The 19,005-nt window shown below is 60.4% G+C and carries 10 protein-coding genes; 5 read left to right on the top strand and 5 right to left on the bottom strand.

Annotation, left to right across the window (positions count from 1 at the left end; genetic code table 11):
• Positions 1-2: 2 nt before the first annotated feature.
• Entirely contained in the window at positions 3-1,226 is a 1,224-nt protein-coding gene (locus tag MTP41_RS01120) for a peptidase U32 family protein (protein WP_005941481.1), read from the top strand.
• A 10-nt stretch (positions 1,227-1,236) separates the two neighbouring features.
• On the top strand, positions 1,237-2,952 hold the full coding sequence (locus MTP41_RS01115; protein ID WP_097775435.1) for a PASTA domain-containing protein: 1,716 nt from the start codon (positions 1,237-1,239) through the stop codon (positions 2,950-2,952).
• A gap of 76 nt (positions 2,953-3,028) precedes the next feature.
• Here the strand turns inward: MTP41_RS01115 and MTP41_RS01110 are convergent, their stop codons facing one another.
• The 5 genes from MTP41_RS01110 to MTP41_RS01090 all read right to left on the bottom strand — a co-directional run bounded on the left by MTP41_RS01110 (position 3,029) and on the right by MTP41_RS01090 (position 13,615).
• On the bottom strand, positions 3,029-4,507 hold the full coding sequence (locus tag MTP41_RS01110) for a glutamate synthase subunit beta (RefSeq protein WP_097777685.1): 1,479 nt from the start codon (positions 4,505-4,507) through the stop codon (positions 3,029-3,031).
• 13 nt (positions 4,508-4,520) lie between these two features.
• A complete protein-coding gene (gltB, locus tag MTP41_RS01105) occupies positions 4,521-9,056 on the bottom strand; it encodes a glutamate synthase large subunit (RefSeq protein WP_118528837.1) in 4,536 nt (1,511 codons plus the stop codon).
• A gap of 251 nt (positions 9,057-9,307) precedes the next feature.
• Positions 9,308-10,888: a hydroxylamine reductase gene (hcp, locus tag MTP41_RS01100; RefSeq protein ID WP_249235997.1), complete on the bottom strand. Its 1,581-nt coding sequence runs from the start codon at positions 10,886-10,888 to the stop codon at positions 9,308-9,310.
• A gap of 113 nt (positions 10,889-11,001) precedes the next feature.
• On the bottom strand, positions 11,002-12,354 hold the full coding sequence (gene gdhA, locus MTP41_RS01095) for an NADP-specific glutamate dehydrogenase (RefSeq protein WP_249235996.1): 1,353 nt from the start codon (positions 12,352-12,354) through the stop codon (positions 11,002-11,004).
• A 427-nt stretch (positions 12,355-12,781) separates the two neighbouring features.
• Positions 12,782-13,615, bottom strand: coding sequence for an Mrp/NBP35 family ATP-binding protein (locus MTP41_RS01090; RefSeq protein ID WP_179859666.1), 834 nt, complete (start codon positions 13,613-13,615; stop codon positions 12,782-12,784).
• Between the two features lie 197 nt (positions 13,616-13,812).
• Between MTP41_RS01090 and MTP41_RS01085 the strand changes: the two genes are divergently transcribed.
• The 3 genes from MTP41_RS01085 (at position 13,813) to MTP41_RS01075 (ending at position 18,997) form a co-directional block, all read left to right on the top strand.
• The gene (locus MTP41_RS01085) at positions 13,813-15,384 is read left to right on the top strand and encodes an oligosaccharide flippase family protein (protein WP_249235995.1); all 1,572 of its coding nucleotides are present in this window, start codon (positions 13,813-13,815) and stop codon (positions 15,382-15,384) included.
• Positions 15,385-15,543: 159 nt separating this feature from the next.
• Complete coding sequence (locus MTP41_RS01080; protein WP_120121261.1) at positions 15,544-17,439, top strand: nucleoside-diphosphate sugar epimerase/dehydratase; 1,896 nt, start codon at positions 15,544-15,546, stop codon at positions 17,437-17,439.
• A gap of 271 nt (positions 17,440-17,710) precedes the next feature.
• Entirely contained in the window at positions 17,711-18,997 is a 1,287-nt protein-coding gene (locus MTP41_RS01075; RefSeq protein ID WP_097775440.1) for a diaminopimelate decarboxylase family protein, read from the top strand.
• The last annotated feature ends 8 nt before the right edge of the window (positions 18,998-19,005 follow it).

Genomic DNA, 19,005 nt, shown 5'->3' with positions numbered 1-19,005 from the left:
CTATGCTGCAAATCCCGGAACTGCTGGCCCCGGCAGGCGATCTGGAACGCCTGCGCTATGCCATCAACTACGGTGCCGATGCCGTTTACTGCGGCCTGCCTGAATTTGGAATGCGGTCTGCTCCGGCCAACTTTACGCCGGAACAGCTGGCCGAGGGTGTCATCTACGCTCACGCCCGCGGCCGCAAGGTCTACCTGACCATGAACACCCTGCCCACCAACGAGGAAGCCGACCGCCTGCCCGAGGCCATTAAGGAAGCAGCCAAGGCCGGTGTGGATGCCTTTATCGTGGCAGACCTTGGTGTGCTGGATGCCTGCAAGACCTTTGCACCGGACATCGATGTGCACATGTCCACCCAGACAGGCATCACCAACTGGGCTGCGGCCCGCGCCGCCTACAATATGGGCGCAAAGCGCGTGGTGCTGGCCCGTGAGATGACCCTGCAGGATATTGCGATCCTGCGCGATAAAACACCACCGGAGCTGGAGATCGAAGCCTTTGTGCACGGTGCGATGTGCATGAGCGTTTCGGGCCGATGCCTGCTTTCCAACTACATGGCGGGCCGCGACGCGAACCGTGGCCAGTGTGCCCAGCCCTGCCGCTGGAAATACTATCTCAGCGAGGAGACCCGTCCGGGACAACTGTACGAGATCGGCGAGAACGAGAACGGCAGCTACATCCTCAACGCCAATGATATGTGCACCGCACCTTTCCTTGACCTGATCTGCAAGGCAGGGGTGGACAGCCTGAAAATCGAGGGCCGTGCCAAGACCTTCTACTATGTGGCAAGCGTTACCGCCGCCTACCGCAGGGCGCTGGACGCTTATCTGGCCGACCCGCTCAACGACAACTTTGAGCTGCCTGCTGAAGTGTACGAGGAGCTTACCCGTACCAGCCACCGCCATTACTCGCCGGGCTTCTACTTTGGCCGCGAGCAGGCCAGACAGGCCACCGACAGCGCTACTTACATCCGCGAGTGGGAGTTTGTGGGCACGGTGGACGGCTGGGAGAACGGCGTTGCCTCCTGCCAGCAGCGCGGCAAGTGGAGCCTGGGCGACACTCTGGAAGCCCTCTGCCCGGATGGCCGCAGCATTCCGCTGAACCCTGAGTGGATCGAAAACGAAGCCGGTGAGCGGGTGGAGAGCACCCCGCATGCCATGGAAAAATACACCATTCCCACGCCGGAGCTGCCGCCCATGAGCCTGCTGCGGCGCAAAACGGTATAAGGAGACCACAATGGAAGCAACACGCCTGTGTCCATACTGCCTGCAGCCGCTGCCCGGAGCAGCACAAAGCTGCCCGCACTGCGGCAAAAGCTTTGCCGGGCGCAACCCCGGCGGCACCCTGCCGGTGGGCACCGTGCTGGCCGGGCGCTACACCGTAGGGGAAATGCTGAGCATCGACGGCGAGGGCATCCTCTACCGCGGCGCAGAGAATCTGGGCCGTTTCCGGGTGACCATCAAGGAATATCTGCCCATTACCCTCACGGCGGAGCGCACGGCAGAAAGCACCCTGCGGCCCAAGACCGGCAGTGAGGTGCTGTTCAAGACCACCCGCATGGATTTTGCGGACCTGTACCGCTCCATCCAGCGCATCACTCCGGCCAATGGCCTGGAAGCCGTGCTGGATGTGGTGGAAGCCAATAACAGCGTTTACGCCATTCTGGAAAATCTGGGCGGCACCCCGCTGGATCAGTGGCTGGAAAACCACCCCGGCACCATCCGCCCGGACGATGCCTGCACCATGCTGCAGCCGGTGTTTGAAGGCGTAGCCGCCATGCACAAGATCGGTCTGGTGCACCGCGGTATCTGTCCGGAGAACATCCGCGTGATGGAAAACGACCGCTGCCGTCTGGCGGGCTATGCCACGGTGGGCCTGCGCACGGCGGGCAGCGGCCTGCGCGAACAGCTGTACGAAGGCTATTCCGCCCCGGAGCAGTATTCCACCGCAGAGTTCGAGGGCCGCTATACCGATGAATACAGCCTTGCGGCCGTGTTCTACCGCATGGTGTGCGGGCAGGCCCCGGTGCCTGCAGCGCAGCGCATGGTGGCAGACTCCAACCCACGCGCAAAATCGGTGAACGGCAGCCTGCCGCTGTACGTCTCGCAGGTGCTGCAGCTGGGCCTGCGCCTGCGGCCCATGGAGCGCATCCAGACCGTGCCGCAGCTGTATCAGGCCCTTTCTTCCAAGGAATACACCGCCGAGCTGACCCGCACCATGAAGCCGGAGACTCCGGTGCGCACAGCCCAGCCGGAGCCGGAACGCAAGGAGCATCTGCTCAGCTTAAAAGCGCTGCTGGCAGGCATCGTGATCCTGCTGTCCATCCTCATTCTGCTCACGCTGTGGAGCGTGCTGAGCCAGCACATCCACCAGCCTGCCGCGTCGGCTGCGGAGTCGGAACCGGCCAGCAGCGAGGTGATGGTGCCGCAGAACCTTGTGCCGAACTTTATTGGCATGGACTACACGCAGGTGCAGAACAACCGGGAATATACCAGCATGTATCTGTTCTACGTCACCGAGGAATACAGCGATACCGCCCCGGCGGGCCAGATCATCCAGCAGGAGCCGAGCGCGGACACTGTGCTCAAGGCAGGGGAGACCATACGGCTGGTGGTGAGCAAAGGCCCGCAGATGGCCGAGATGCCCAATATCATCGGCTTTACGCAGGATGGCGCGGTAAAGGAACTGGAAGCCCGGGGCCTTGTGGCCAGCTGCTTTATGGTGGTGAACGATGGCTCCTATGCATCCGGCTGCGTGGTGCGTACCAGCGAGGAGCCGGGCACCAAGGTGGAAGTGGGCACAGTCATTACGGTATATATTGCGGCAGACCCCAGTGTGCAGATCACTGTCACACCGGAGGAACCCGCCGCTACCGAACCCACCACGACAGAGCCGGCCCCTCCGGAAACAACAGATCCTACCCCCACGGAACCGGAATACAATACAGACTAAAAAACAAAAGCAGAAGCGGGAGCCTTGCAAAGGCCCCCGCTTCTGCTTGTTTAGGATAGGAAAGAGAATGGCTTAGTTAGAGGTTGGTGTAGCCCATCAGGTAGCGGTCTACCTCGGCGGCGCAGTCGCGGCCTTCGCGCAGGCCCCACACCACAAGGCTCTGGCCGCGGCGCATATCGCCGCAAACGAACACCTTTTCCACGTTGGTCTTGAAGCTGTGGTCTGCCACGTTGCCGCGGGCGGTCAGCTCCACACCAAATGCATCGGCCACGTAGCTTTCGCAGCCGGTAAAGCCTGCGGCGATGAACGCCAGCTGGCAGTTGTAGGTAAATTCTTCACCGGTGGGCACCATGCTGGTACGGCCGGTCTCGGGGTTCCGCTCCGGCTTCAGGTAGGAGATGATAGCACCGGTCAGATTGCCCGCATCATCCTTCAAAAATTCCTTCACGGTGGTCTGGTACACGCGCGGGTCCTTGCCAAACTTTGCAAGGCACTCGGTCTGGCCGTAGTCCACCTTCAGCACACGGGGCCACTCCGGCCACGGGTTGGAGGCTGCACGCTCCTTGGGCGGCTGCGGCATCATTTCCAGTGCCACCAGATCGGTGCAGCCCTGCCGCAGGGCCGTGCCCTGACAGTCGTTGCCGGTGTCGCCGCCGCCGATCACCAGAACATTCTTGCCCTTGGCATCGATGGCCTTGCCGTCCGCGAACTGGCTGTCCAGCAGACTTCTGGTCACGCTGGTCAGGTAGTCCACGGCAAAGTGCACGCCGTTTGCATCGCGGCCGGGCACATTCAGGTCGCGGGCCTTCTTGGCACCGCAGCACAGCACCACGGCATCGTAGCCGTTCAGCAGCTCTTCGGCGGCAACAGTCCCGCCCACATCCATGTTGGTGCGGAACTCCACGCCCTCGGCCTGCATGATCTTGATGCGGCGCTCGATGACGGATTTGTCCAGCTTCATGTTGGGAATGCCGTACATCAGCAGGCCGCCCACGCGGTCTGCACGCTCGAACACAGTCACGGCGTGGCCGCGCTTGTTCAGGTATTCAGCCACCGAAAGGCCGGAGGGGCCGCTGCCCACCACGGCTACGCTCTTGCCGGTGCGGGAGGGCGGCGGTGCGGCGTGCAGCCAGCCCTTGGCGTAAGCCGTTTCGATAATGGCGTGCTCGTTCTCACGCACGGTCACGCTGCTGCCGGTCACATCGCCGCAGGTGCAGGCCGCTTCACACAGGGCAGGGCACACCCGGCTGGTGAACTCAGGAAAACGGTTGGTGGCCATCAGACGGTGCATGGCCAGCTCCCACTTGCCATGATAAACAAGGTCGTTCCACTCCGGGATGAGATTGTTCAGCGGGCAGCCGGAAGCCATGCCGCCGATCATCATGCCGGCCTGACAGAAGGGAACACCGCAGTCCATGCAGCGTGCTGCCTGCGTCTGCTGCTCCTCGCGTGAGAGCCAGACGTGAAATTCGTTAAAGTTTTCAATGCGTTCCAGCGGCGGAACATCCGTGCTGGTTTTGCGCGTATAGTCGATAAATCCAGTTGTCTTACCCATAACGCTGCCCTCCTTACTTCTTCTTCTGCACCGTGTAGAATGCTTCGATCTGTGCCTGCTCGCCGTCCAGACCGCGCTCCTCAACGGATGCGATCACACGCAGCATACGGTCATAATCGTAGGGCAGAACTTTCTTGAACTTGGGCAGGAATTCGCTGAAGTTGTCAAGGATCTCTTTACCGCGGGGAGAGCCGGTGGCCTCCACATGTTCGCGGATCAGCTCTTTCAGGGTGGCAACATCGTACTTGTGCTCCACAGGCTCCAGGCTGACGGTCTCCTTGTTCACGCGCTGGTAGAAGTCCCAGTTCTCGTCCAGCACGTAGGCGATGCCGCCGGTCATACCGGCTGCAAAGTTCTTGCCGGTCTGGCCCAGAACCACCACCGTGCCGCCGGTCATGTACTCGCAGCCGTGGTCGCCAACGCCCTCCACAACGGCGGTGGCACCGCTGTTGCGCACGGCGAAGCGCTCACCGGCCACGCCGGAAATGAACGCCTTGCCGCTGGTAGCACCGTACAGGGCCACGTTGCCGGTGATAATGTTCTCCTCGGGCTTAAAGGTGATGCCTTTGGGCGGGCGCACGACGATCTTGCCGCCGGAAAGGCCTTTGCCCATGTAGTCGTTGCAGTCGCCCACAAGGTCCAGCGTCAGGCCGCCCGGGATGAACGCACCAAAGCTCTGGCCGCCTGCACCCACACAGTGGGCGGTGTAAACATCATCCGGCAGGCTGTTGCCGTATTTGCGGGTGATCTCGCTGCCAAAGATGGCACCAAAGGCGCGGTCGGTGTTGGAGACATCCAGCGTCACGCTCTGGGCATTCTTGCTGCTGAGCTTGAACTTCTTCATCAGCACCTTCATATCGAGGGTGTTTTCCAGATGGAAGTCGTAGGTGTCCTCCTTCACGAAGTGAACATTGCTGTTCTCGATGGCAGGGTTGTGCAGGATGCAGTCGAGATCCATCTTGGAAGCGCGGCTGCCGGGTGCGGCAGGCTTGACCTTGAGCAGGTCGGTGCGGCCCACCAGTTCATCGATGGTGCGCACGCCCAGCTTTGCCATGTACTCGCGCAGCTCCTCGGCCACAAAGGTGAGGTAGTTGATGATGTATTCCGGCTTGCCCTTGAAGTTCTTGCGCAGCTCCGGGTTCTGGGTGCAGATGCCCATGGGGCAGGTATCCAGATTGCACACACGCATCATCACGCAGCCCTCGGCCATCAGCAGGGTAGTGCCGAAGCCGAACTCCTCTGCGCCCAGCATACAGCTGATGGCAACATCGCGGCCGGAGAGCAGCTTGGAGTCGCTTTCGATGCGCACGCGGGTGCGCAGGCCGTTCAGGATCAGGGTCTGATGGGTCTCGGCGATGCCCAGCTCCCACGGCAGGCCAGCGTGCTTGATGGAAGTACGCGGTGCTGCACCGGTGCCGCCGTCGTAGCCGGACACCAGAATGACCTGTGCGCCGCCCTTGGCAACACCGGCCGCAATGGTGCCAACGCCGGCCTCACTGACCAGCTTGACATTGATGTTGGCGCTGCGGTTGGCGTTCTTCAGGTCGTAGATCAGCTCTGCAAGGTCTTCGATGGAGTAGATATCGTGGTGCGGCGGGGGAGAGATCAGGCCCACACCGGTGGTGCTGTGGCGGGTCTTTGCAATCCACGGATATACCTTGGCACCGGGCAGGTTGCCGCCCTCACCAGGCTTTGCACCCTGTGCCAGCTTGATCTGGATCTCTTCCGCAGAAACGAGGTATTTGCTCGTTACACCAAAGCGTGCGGAAGCCACCTGCTTGATCTTGGAATTGCTCTCGCTGTGGTAGCGCTCTTCGGGTTCGCCGCCCTCGCCGGTGTTGCTGCGGCCGCCCAGACGGTTCAGGGCAATGGCAATGGTCTCATGGGCTTCGCTGCTCAGTGCACCGTAGCTCATGGCTGCGCCCTTGAACCGCTTGACGATGCTGGACACCGGCTCCACCTCTTCCAGCGGGATGCCGCCGTCAGGAGCGTAGTTGAAGTCCAACAGGCTGCGCAGATGCACGCCGTCAGCACCCATATTGTCCACGGTGCTGGTGAACTGCTTGAAAGCCGAGTAGTCGTTCGTCCAGCAGGCTTTCTGGAACAGGTGGATGGTCTGGGGGTTGAACAGGTGTTCTTCCTTGCCGCTGCGGAACTTGTGTGCGCCGCTGTCGGCCAGCTCCATGTTGATGTCCAGACCCAGCGGGTCGAAGGCTGCGTTGTGCTGGGCTTCCACATCGGCCTGAATGTCCGAAAGGGTAATGCCGCCCACACGGCTCACCGTGCCGGTGAAGTATTTGTCGATGACATCCTTGGAGATGCCCACAGCCTCAAAGATCTGGCTGCTCTGGTAGCTCTGGATGGTGGAAATGCCCATCTTGGAGGCAATCTTCACAATGCCGCTGAGGATGGCGTTGTCGTAGTCCTCCACGGCTGCGTAGTAATCCTTATCCAGCAGGCCCTCGTCGATGAGCTGGCCGATGGTCTCATGTGCCAGATAGGGGTTGATGGCGCATGCACCGTAGCCCAGCAGGGTGGCAAAGTGGTGCACCTCGCGCGGCTCTGCACTTTCCAGGATCAGGGCCAGTGCGGTGCTCTTCTTGGTGCGGATCAGGTACTGCGAAACCGCGGAAACTGCCAGCAGGCTGGGAATGGTCACGTGGTATTCATCCACATCACGGTCAGAAAGGATGATGATGTTTGCACCATCCTTGTAGGCGCGGTCGACCTCCAGAAATACACGGTCGATGGCCTTTTCCAGACTGGTGTTCTTATAGTAGTTGATGGACACCGTGGCTACCTTGAAGCCGGGCACGTTCATGTATTTGATCTTGAGCAGGTCGGTGCTGGTCAGGATGGGGTTGTGCACCTTGAGCACCTTGCAGTTCTCGGGCTTGTCCTCCAGCAGGTTGCCGTGTGCGCCAATATACACGCTGGTGGAAGTGACCACCTTTTCGCGGATGGCATCAATGGGCGGGTTGGTGACCTGCGCAAAGCGCTGCTTGAAGTAATTGAACAGCGGCGGATGCTGGTTGCTCAGCACAGCAAGCGGGGTGTCGGTGCCCATAGCGCCGGAAGGCTCTGCGCCTGCCCGTGCCATGGAGAGGATCATGGTGTTCACATCCTCATACTTGTAGCCGAACACCTTCTGCAGGCGGGTGAGCTGATCGCCGGTGTAGCTTTCCACCTTCACGTTGGGAATTTTCAGTCTGGCCAGCTCCACAAGGTTGCGGTCGATCCACTCGCCGTAAGGCTCACGGCTGGCGTAGAACTCCTTGAGCTTTTCGTCGTCCACCACTTCGCCCTTCACGGTGTCCACCAGCAGCATTTTGCCGGGGCGCAGACGATCCTTGACCAAAATATTATCCGGCTCGCATTCCAGCACACCCACCTCGGAGGACAGGATCATGCGGCCGTCCTTGGTGATGTAATAGCGGCTGGGGCGCAGACCGTTGCGGTCCAGCACAGCGCCCATCACGTCGCCGTCCGAGAAGAGGATGGCAGCGGGGCCATCCCAAGGCTCCAGCATGGTGGCATAATACTGGTAGAAATCGCGCTTTTTCTGGCTGATGTTCTTGTTGTTCTCCCACGGCTCGGGAATGGTGATCATCACGGCCAGAGGCAGATCCATGCCGTTCATCACCATGAATTCCAGCGCGTTATCCAGCATGGCGGAGTCGGAGCCGGAAGTGTTGATGATGGGCAGGATCTTGTTCATGTCGTCCTGCATGATGGAGCTGGAGATGCTCTCTTCACGGGCCAGCATGGCATCCGTGTTGCCCTTGATGGTGTTGATCTCGCCGTTGTGCAGGATGAAGCGGTTGGGGTGTGCGCGCATCCAGCTGGGGTTGGTGTTGGTGGAGAAGCGGCTGTGCACCATGCCGATAGCGGATTCATAATCCTCGTCCTGCAGGTCGGTATAGAACAGGCGCAGGTCGTGCACAAGGAACATGCCCTTGTACACGATGGTGCGGCTGGACAGGCTGGGCACATAAGTGCCGTTGCTGGCCTGCTCGAACACGCGGCGCACAATGTACAGCTTGCGGTCAAAATCGATGCCCTTGCTCACCTTGGCGGGCTTTTTGATGAAGCACTGCCAGATAGCAGGCATACAGTCGCGGGCTTTCTGGCCCACGGCATCCGGGTTCACGGGAACCTTGCGCCATGCCAGAAATTCGAGGCCTTCCTTGCGGGTGACCACCTCGAACAGCTTCATGGCCTGCGCACGCAGGTGCTCGCTCTGGGGGAAGAAGAACATGCCAACACCGTACTCGCGCTCGTTGCCAAGGCTGATGTTCAGTTCTTCGGCCACCTTGGAGAAGAACTTGTGGCTGATCTGCAGCAAAATGCCCACACCGTCGCCGGTCTTGCCCTCGGCATCCTTGCCGGCACGGTGCTCCAGCCGTTCCACAATGGCCAGCGCGTCGTCCACGGTCTGGTGGCTTTTGCGGCCCTTGATATCCACCACAGCGCCAATGCCGCAGGCATCGTGCTCAAACTGTGGATCGTACAGACCAAGGGTGTTTTTCTGCTCTGTAAAGTTTTCCATAGACTTTCCCATCCTTATCTAAAATCCTCACCGGTGCGGCACCCTCCGCATTTTGACAAAAAAGAAAAGCGCCCCGCAAGGGCATACTTTACCCTTGCAGAACGCCTTTGTTCCGGTAACTATTATTATACTGAACGCTGAAAAATCTTCAAGTGACAGCTGCACCAAATATGACAACTGCTTTACACCACTTCTTGTGCGAAACGCCGCGTATGGCGGTCAGTTGTAGCTATAATGAGAACAGTGCAGGCTCAATGTCTGCCCAGAATGGCCTGCAGGTCATTTTCCGGCGTTGTTACGGCTTTTAAATCGTACTTTTGCTGCAGGGCAGCCACAACGACCGGCGAGAGGAACGGGGGCAGGGTAGGCCCCAGCCGGATGTTCCGGATGCCCAGCGCCAGCAGCGCGATGAGGATGCACACGGCCTTCTGTTCAAACCAGCACAGCACCAGCGAGAGGGGCAGGTCGTTGACGCCGCAGCCAAAGGCGTCGGCCAGCGCCAATGCGATGCGGATGGCGCTGTAGGCGTCGTTGCACTGGCCCACGTCTAGGATGCGGGGCAGGCTGGTGCCCGGCACGGTGCCAAGGGGCAGGTCGTTCAGGCGGAACTTGCCGCAGGCCAGGGTCAGCAGGATGGTGTCGGGCGGGGTAAGGCGGGCAAACTCGGTGTAGTAGCGGCGGCTGGGCCGGGTGCCGTCGCAGCCGCCCACCAGAAAGAAGTGCCGCAGCTTACCGTCCCGCACCGCCTGCACGATCTCGTCCGCGTGCTGCAGCACGGCGGTGCGGGCAAAACCGGTGGTCACCGTGGAGCCGCCGTTCAGGCCGGGCAGCAGGGTGTCCTGCGCGTAGCCGCCCAGCTCCAGCGCCTTTTCGATCACCGGGGAAAAGTCGCGCCCTTCGTCGATGTGGGGCACGCCGGGGTAAGCCACCACCGAGGTGGTGAACACCCGGTCGGCGTAGCTGGCGCGCAGGGGCATGATGCAGTTGGTGGTGAACAGGATGGGCGCGGGGATGTCCTCGAACTCCCGCTGCTGGTTCTGCCATGCGGTGCCAAAGTTGCCCTTGAGGTGGGGGTAGCGGCGCTTCAGCTCCGGGTAGCCGTGGGCGGGCAGCATCTCCGAGTGGGTGTAGACGTTGACGCCCCGGCCTGCGGTCTGTTCCAGCAGCTGCTGTGCGTCGTAGAGGTCGTGGCCGGAAATCACGATGAACGGCCCCTTTTCAATGGTCAGGGGCACCTGCACCGGTTCCGGATCGCCAAACGCGCCGGTGTTGGCCGCGTCCAGCAGCTCCATGCAGCGGTAGCTGGCTTCTCCTGTGGCCTGCACCAGCTGCCACAGGGCGTCGGTGGTCTGGCCGGGGTCGCCCACGGCCTGCAGGGCGGTACAGAAGAACCGGTCCAGCTCCGGGTCGATGCGGCCCAGCACCCGGGCGTGGTAGTTGTAGGCGGCCATGCCCCGCAGGCTGAACAGCACAAAGCATTTCAGGCTGCGCCGGTCGGCGTCCGGTTCCCGCCAGAGGGCCTGCATGTCGTAGTCCGGGCCGGTGCCGGGGCTGGCGTCGTGCACCCGGCGGGTCAGCGCGTCCACGGCGGCGGGGTCAAAGTTCACGTTGGTAATGGTGGTGAACAGCCCCTGCATCAGCAGCCGGGCCTGTTCCGGGGTCGGGCCGCGCCCCGCCGCGATGAGCTGCCCGGCAAACGCGATGAGCGCCCCGGTGAGCCGGTCCTGTGCGGCGGCTGTCTCGGCCGACTTGCCGCACACCCCCGCTGCGCCGGTGCAGGCGGTGCAGCCCGCCGCCTGCTCACACTGAAAACAAAACATCTGCTCGTCCATACAAAACTCCCTTTCTGCCATAAGATACTGCCAGTGTGGGCAGAGCGGGGCGGGGTTATACCCAAAAAGAGCCGCACCCCTGCGGGCGCGGCTCTTAGACGACGCGGTATGACTTAGTAGGTGATGCCCTGTGCCATCATGGCGGTTGCAACCTTCAGGAAGCCGGCGCAGTTTGCACCGACCATCAGGTTGCCCTCGGAACCGGCAGCCACAGATGCATCGTAGGAAGCATGGAAGATGCCCTCCATAATGCCCTTCAGCTTTGCATCCACTTCCTCAAAGCTCCAGCTCAGGCGCTCGGAGTTCTGGCTCATCTCCAGACCGGAGGTGGCCACGCCGCCTGCGTTGGAAGCCTTTGCAGGTCCGTACAGGATGCCGTTGGACAGGTAGACCTCGATGGCCTCCGGGGTGCTGGGCATGTTGGCGCCCTCGCACACGACGGTGCAGCCGCCCTTCACCAGAGCCTCAGCGGACTCCTTGTTGATCTCGTTCTGGGTTGCGCAGGGCAGGGCGATGTCGCAGGGGACAGTCCAGACCTTGGTGCAATCTGCAACATAGGTTACACCCTCGTGGGTCTCGGCGTACTCCTTGATGCGGCCGCGGCGCACTTCCTTCAGATCCTTGACGTAGGCCAGATCAATGCCGTTGGGATCGTAGACGTAGCCGTTGGAGTCGGACATGGTCACGACCTTAGCACCCAGCTGGGTGGCCTTCTCGCAGGCGTAGATCGCAACGTTGCCGGAACCGGAGATGACCACGGTCTTGCCCTCAAAGCTGTCGTTGCGCATGCACTTCAGAGCTTCAGCGGTGAAGTAGCACAGGCCATAGCCGGTAGCCTCGGTACGGGCCAGAGAACCGCCGAAGGTCAGACCCTTGCCGGTGAGCATGCCGCCCTGGAAGCTGTTGGTCAGGCGCTTGTACTGGCCGAACATATAGCCGACCTCACGGCCGCCGACACCGATATCACCGGCGGGGCAGTCCACGAACTGGCCGATGTGGCGGTACAGCTCGGTCATGAAGCTCTGGCAGAAGCGCATCACTTCCATGTCGCTCTTGCCGTGGGGATCAAAGTCAGAGCCGCCCTTGCCGCCGCCCATGGGCAGGGTGGTCAGGCTGTTCTTGAAGGTCTGCTCAAAGCCGAGGAACTTCAGGATGCCCTGATTGACAGAGGGATGGAAGCGCAGGCCGCCCTTGTAGGGGCCGATGGCGCTGTTGAACTGCACACGGTAGCCGCGGTTCACCTGAACCTTGCCCTGATCGTCAACCCAGGGCACACGGAAGGTGATGATGCGCTCCGGCTCGACCAGACGCTCGATCAGAGCGGCCTTCTCGTACTCGGGGTGCTTCTCAACAACGGGCTGGATGCTCTCCAGAACCTCGCGCACAGCCTGCAGGAACTCAGGTTCGTTGGCATTGCGCTTTTCCAGACCTTCGTAAACGCGCTTCAGGTATTCATTTGTCAGCATAGTAGAATACTCCTTTTCCCAATTACTCTATAAAATTTGAAAAAGACGAAACCGCCCGGCCCGCCGCACAGCGGACGCGCTGCTAAAACGCTTTGGGACGATCCCGGATTTCCGTTCTTACACACCGGCCTGCTTATGGCTGCAGACCGCTTTATTATTATAAAGCATTTCTGTGGGTTTGACAATAGCGAGAAAGCAGAAAATGCTTCAAAAAAACAGATGAAAAGTTGAGACCGCTTCACAAAACGAAAAATAAAAGAAAAAAACGGCACAGAACCTTGTTTTTTAAAGCGCTGGCAGAACAAAAGAAATACGGAAAAGAACGTCTTTTCTCCATTTTGCTGCATTCTGCAGGCGCAGAAAGCTATATTTTCTGCAACCAAAAAGCCCTGCACCACGCAAACGGCACAGGGCAGAGAAACGATTTTTACTTCTTCAGCAGCTTTTCGCAGGCGTCTGCGGCACCTTCCAGATACTCGCCGCCGTAGGTTTCGATCATGCCGGCATCGGAAAGCGCAGCCAGCTGGGGATCGATGGGGCACTTGGCCAGCACGGGCAGGCCGTGCTTTGCAGCCACCTCATCCACATGGCTGTTGCCGAACACATTGATGTGCTTGCCGCAGTCGGGGCAGACGATGTAGCTCATGTTCTCCACAATGCCCAGCATGGGCACCTTCATCATCTCAGCCATGTTCACGGCCTTGGCCACGATCATGCTCACCAGCTCCTGCGGGCTTGCCACCACAACAATGCCGTCCACCGGCAGGCTCTGGAACACGGTCAGGGGCACATCACCGGTTCCCGGAGGCATGTCCACGAACAGAAAGTCCACGTCCTTCCAGACCACGTCGGTCCAGAACTGCTTGACAGCACCGGCGATCACCGGGCCGCGCCACACAACGGGATCCTCCTCGTTTTCCACCAGCAGATTGATGCTCATGACATCAATGCCCATGCGGCTCTGGATGGGCCAGCAGCCCTTGTCGTCGGCCATGGCACGGCCATGGATGCCGAACAGCTTGGGAATGGACGGGCCGGTGATGTCGGCATCCAGAATGCCGCAGTGGTAGCCGCGGCGTGCCATGGCGCAGGCCAGCAGGGCGCTGGTCATGCTCTTGCCAACGCCGCCCTTGCCGGACACAACGCCGATGACTTTTTTGACGCTGCTGTTGGGGTTGGGGGCATCGTGCTTGGGCGCTGCATCGCGGGAAGAACATGCTGCTCCACAGCTGGAGCAGTCATGGGTACATTCTTCGCTCATTCTCTTTTTGCGCACGGCTGGCTCAGAGGCATTGGCCGTGTGCTTCCTCCTTAAACAGAATACGGCCATATAAAAGCCGCCCCTTTACTATACCATAAAAGCGCTCAGGAAACAACCCGCCGCGCCGCTCTGCTTTTGCATATCCTGTTCCGCCGCTTCATATGCTGGAACCGGAACATTCCGGCAGGAGGTGCGCCATGCGGCAGAGCTATTTGAAAAATGCGGCGCTGCTCACCGGCTCAGACGTGGTGCTGCGGCTGGCCGGCATGGGCCTGCGCATCTGGCTGGCAAACGAGCTGGGCGGCGAGGGAATGGGCCTTTACCAGCTGGTGCTGGCGGTGTATTCACTGTTCGTCACGCTGGCAACGGCGGGCGTTTCGGTGGCGGCTACCCGGCTCATGACCGAGGAACTCAGCGGCCCGGCTTCCGCCCGTGGTGCAGCCCGCGGCATGCTGCGCCGTCTGCTGGCGGCAGGACTTGTGCTGGGGCTATTTGCCGCTGCACTGCAGCTGGCAACAGCGGATCTTGCGGCCCGGTTGTGGCTTGGCGATGTCCGCGCCGTCGGTGCTTTGCGCGTTTCAGCGCTGGGAATGCCATGGATGGCAGTGTCTGCGGTGCTGCGCGGTTTTTTCATCGCCCGGCGGCATGTGGCCCCCAATGTGTTCAGCCAGCTTACGGAGCAGACGGTGCGCATCGCGCTGGTGGCACTGGCGCTTACCCGCACCGAGGGCCTTGCGGTGGGCGTGCGCTGTATGCTGGTGCTGGGAGCTACCGCCGTCAGCGAAGCGGTGTCGGCGCTGTGCATGCTGGCCTTTTACCGGCGGGATGCCCGCAGTGCCTTTGCGGGGCAAAAAGCCGTCCGCCCGGCAGACCCTGCCCGCCGTCTGTGGGAGATCCTGTGGCCGGTGGAGGGCGGGCGGGTATTGGCAAGCGCCCTGCACACGGCGGAGAATATGCTGGTGCCCGCCTGCCTTGCGGTCTATCTGATCAACGCGGGCGGGCGCACCGCCGCGCTGGAGCAGTACGGAGAACTGAAAGGCATGGCTCTGCCGCTGCTTACGTTCCCATTTGGCCTGCTGGGCAGTCTTTCGGTGCTGCTGATGCCGGAGATCACGCAGGCTCATATTCTGGGCCAGACCGAACGGCTCAACGCACTTTTGAACCGGATGCTGCGGCTCACCGGTTATTTTTCCGCGCTGGCAGGGGTGCTGTTCTGGGTGTGGGGACGGCCGCTGGCACAGCTTTTGTACCAAAGTGCGGATGCCGGGTTTTATCTGGAAACGCTGGCTCCTGCCATGCCGCTGATGTATCTGGAAAGCATGGTGGACGGTGCCATGAAAGGGGTAGGGGAGCAGAAGGCGGCCTTCCGCTACAGCGTGTGGGATTCCATCCTGCGCATTGGCGGGGTGGTGGCGCTGCTGCCGCGCTTTGGCATGAAGGGCTTTTTGGCAGTGATCCTGCTTTCCAGCCTGTACACCTGTGCGGCCAACACCGGGCATCTGCTGTTTTCCAGCGGCACGCAGCATGCATTCCGCCGCTGGCTGGGTGCACCGGCACTGGCAGCTGTGCTGGCCGCGGCGGCTGGCATGGCGTTGCGGAAGCTGCTTGCGGATGGGTTTGCGGCTCGGCTGCCTTTGCAGCTGGCCGCGTTGGGCGTAGGCGGCTGCGCTACCACAGGAGTGTTCCTGCTGGCGGCATGGCCGCTGGGCCTTGGAGAGGAAGCAGCCGCGCTCTGGGCTGCGCACCGGCCCGGCAGACCGAAAAAATAGAGGGAGTTTGGCAGCGGATTCAAATTTTCTGGACATTCTGCAGTGTTCTGAGTATAATATAAAGATAGGGCTGTCCGGTGCGCCGGGCAGGACGGAACGCCGGAAGCTTTTCCGGCCAAAACTGCGGCTCTTGTGCCGTATGTAAAAGAGGACTTTTTTGTGAAAGATAAAAAGAACACGCCGCAGGTGCTTGCGCGCCGGGCGTTGCTTGTGCTGCTGGATGCAGCCATTGTTGCATTCAGCTTTTATTTTGCGCTGCTGCTGCGTGCAGACGGTGCAGTGGAAGCCACATGGTGGCCCCACAACCGTGCCATTCTGTACGCAAACCTGCCGTGGATCGTGGCGGTATATATTATCTGCTTTCTGGCAGGCGGGTTGTACTCCGTTCTGTGGAAGTACGCCGGTGAGCGCGATCTGATCCGCCTTGCCGGAATGATCGGCGTACCAACCGTCATTGTGTACTTTGTCAACCGGCTGTGCATCCACGGAGTGCTGTTCAACTCCGCCAACTGTATGGCGGCGGTGCTCATCTTCCTGCTGGTGGGCGGCAGCCGTCTGGCATGGCGGCTGTTTTTGAACCATCCGCTGGGCGAAAGGCTGCGCGGCGCTGCAAGCAAGGACCCCAACCGGCCCGTGATGATCGTGGGTGCAGGGGAGGCCGGTGCATGGGCCATCAACGTGTGCAAGTCCAATAAGGAATACGGCCACGCGGTGGTGGCGGTGGACGATGATCCCACAAAACTCAACCAGACCATCCACGGGGTGCCGGTGAAGGGCACGCTGGAAGAGATCCCGGACCTGTGCAAGCGCTACGGCATCCACAGCATCATCATCGCCATTCCTACCCTGAAGGGCAGCAAGCTGAACCATGTCATCGACCTGTGCGTCAGCACCCATTGTGCGGTGCAGCTGCTTAGTGACCCGCAGCTGGTGGGCAGCGGTACACCGCAGCAGGGAGCCTTCCGCGAGTTGAACCCGGCGGACTTCCTTTCCCGCGATGAGGTGACTCTGGATACCAATCAGATCTCCGGCTACCTCACCGGCAAGACCGTTCTGGTCACGGGCGGCGGCGGCTCCATCGGCAGCGAACTGTGCCGTCAAGTGATGCGCTTCAAGCCCGGCAAGCTGCTTATTTTTGATATCTACGAGAACTGCGCCTACGAGCTGCTCATGGAGCTGCAGCAGAAGTACGGCCGGGATATCCCGGTAACGGTGCTCATTGGCTCCATCCGCGATAAAAAGCGTCTGGATGAGGTTTTTGAAACATATCATCCCACTGTGGTGTTCCATGCGGCAGCACACAAGCATGTGCCGCTGATGGAGGTCAGCCCTGCAGAAGCGGTCAAGAACAATGTTCTGGGCACCAAAAATCTGCTGGTGAGCGCCAGCGAACACGACGTGGAGCGGTTCGTGCAGCTTTCCACCGATAAGGCTGTGAATCCCACCAGTGTGATGGGCTGTACCAAGCGCATCTGCGAAATGCTCATCCAGACCTTTGCGGGCAACACGGATATGAAGTGTGTGGCTGTGCGTTTTGGCAATGTGCTGGGCAGCCACGGCAGCGTCATTCCGCTGTTTGAGGCTCAGATCAAAAAAGGCGGGCCTGTCACCCTGACGGATCCCAACATTGAGCGCTACTTTATGACCATTCCGGAAGCGGCCCAGCTGGTGCTGCAGGCCGGTGCGCTGGCCGAAAGCGGCAATATCTATGTGCTGGACATGGGCGAGCCGGTCAAGATCATGGATCTTGCCAAGCAGCTCATCCGCTTTTACGGCTATGAGCCGGGCGTGAATATGGAGATCAAGATCGTGGGTCTGCGCCCGGGCGAGAAGCTCTACGAAGAGCTGATGATGGACGAGGAGCAGGATAAGATGCGCCGCACCCAGCACAATAAAATTTTTGTGGCTTCGCCGCGCAGCATCGATCTGGCCGAGTTCTACGGGCAGCTGCAGGAGCTTGCCGCTGCGGCAGAGCACAACGACGAGGGTGTGGTGCAGCAGCTGGCAAAGATGATCCCGACCTTCACCCCCACCCGCCAGAATCTGAAGCTGTAAACTCCCCTAGTCTGCTGCGCAGACAGCCCCCTCAAAGAGGGAGCCTGTCCGTGCGGCAAAGCCTCCCTCTTTGAGAAAGACTTCCCCCGGCCGGGACAGATTCTCCCCGCGCCGGGGAGAAATGTCACCGCAGGTGACAAAGAGAGGAACAGATGTCGCGCCAGCGACAAAAAGGGAATGGGTGGCATCGCATCAGCGATGACGAAAGGAGTTTCTACTGATGCCACTGCGGCGATCGGCCGCGTGCATATAAAATGAGAGGGATGTTACTATGGAAAAGAAACCGTTTCTGACCGAGGCGATGGCACAGGAGATCATTCAGGATGTGCCCACGCCGTTCCATGTCTACGATGAGAAGGGCATCCGTGAAAATGCCCGCCGCATCAACAAGGCATTCAGCTGGAACAAAGGCTTCAAGGAGTATTTTGCCGTTAAGGCTCTGCCAAACCCTGTCATCCTGCAGATCCTCAAGGAGGAGGGCTGCGGCGTGGACTGCTCGTCCCTGACGGAGCTGATGCTCAGCGAGGTGTGCGGTTTCTCCGGCAGTGAAATCATGTTCTCCTCCAACCAGACTCCCGTGGAGGATATGAAGAAGGCCTACGAGTTGGGTGCCTATATCAATCTGGACGATGCCACCATGGTGGAATTTCTGGAGCGTGTCGCCGGTGTGCCGGAGAACATCTTCTGCCGCTATAACCCGGGCGGCACCTTCAGTCTGGGCGAGAGCGAAGAGGGCTTTCAGGTCATGGACAAGCCCGGCGATGCCAAGTACGGCATGACCGAGGAGCAGATGATCGAAAGCTACAAGAAGCTGGCCGCCAAGGGTGCCAAGAACTTCGGCATCCACGCTTTCCTTGCTTCCAATACCATTTCCGATGAGTATTACCCGGAGCTGGCAGGTATCCTGTTCCAGCTGGCTGTCCGGGTGCAGAAGGCCACCGGTGTGCACATCGGTTACATCAACCTGTCCGGCGGTGTGGGCATCCCGTACCGCCCGGAGCAGACCGAGAACGATATCATGGCCATCGGCGAGGGTGTGCGCAAGAAGTTTGAGGAAATTCTGGTGCCCGCAGGCATGGGCGATGTGGCCATCTTTACTGAGATGGGCCGCTTTACCACCGGCCCCTACGGCGCACTGGTGGCAACTGCCATCCACGAAAAGCACATCTATAAGGAATACATCGGTCTGGATGCCTGCGCAGCCAACCTGATGCGCCCGGCCATGTACGGCGCTTACCACCACATCACCGTGCTGGGCAAGGAAAATGAGCCTTGCGACCATATGTACGATGTGGTGGGCGGTCTGTGCGAGAACAACGACAAGTTTGCCATTGACCGGATGCTGCCCAAGATCGACATTGGCGACATCGTTTATATCCACGACACCGGTGCACACGGCTCTGCCATGGGCTACAACTACAACGGCAAGCTGCGCAGCGCCGAAGTGCTGCTGTGCGAGGATGGCACCCACCGTCTGATCCGCCGTGCCGAGACTCCGCGCGATTACTTTGCAACGCTGGATTTCCTGCCCCTGATGAAGCCACTGTTTGAAGATTAAGAGGTATC

The organism is Faecalibacterium sp. I4-3-84, from assembly GCF_023347255.1.
GTDB lineage: Bacteria > Bacillota > Clostridia > Oscillospirales > Ruminococcaceae > Faecalibacterium > Faecalibacterium taiwanense.
Note: the sequence above shows the minus strand (reverse complement) of the source record. Positions and strands in the feature narration are given on the sequence as shown.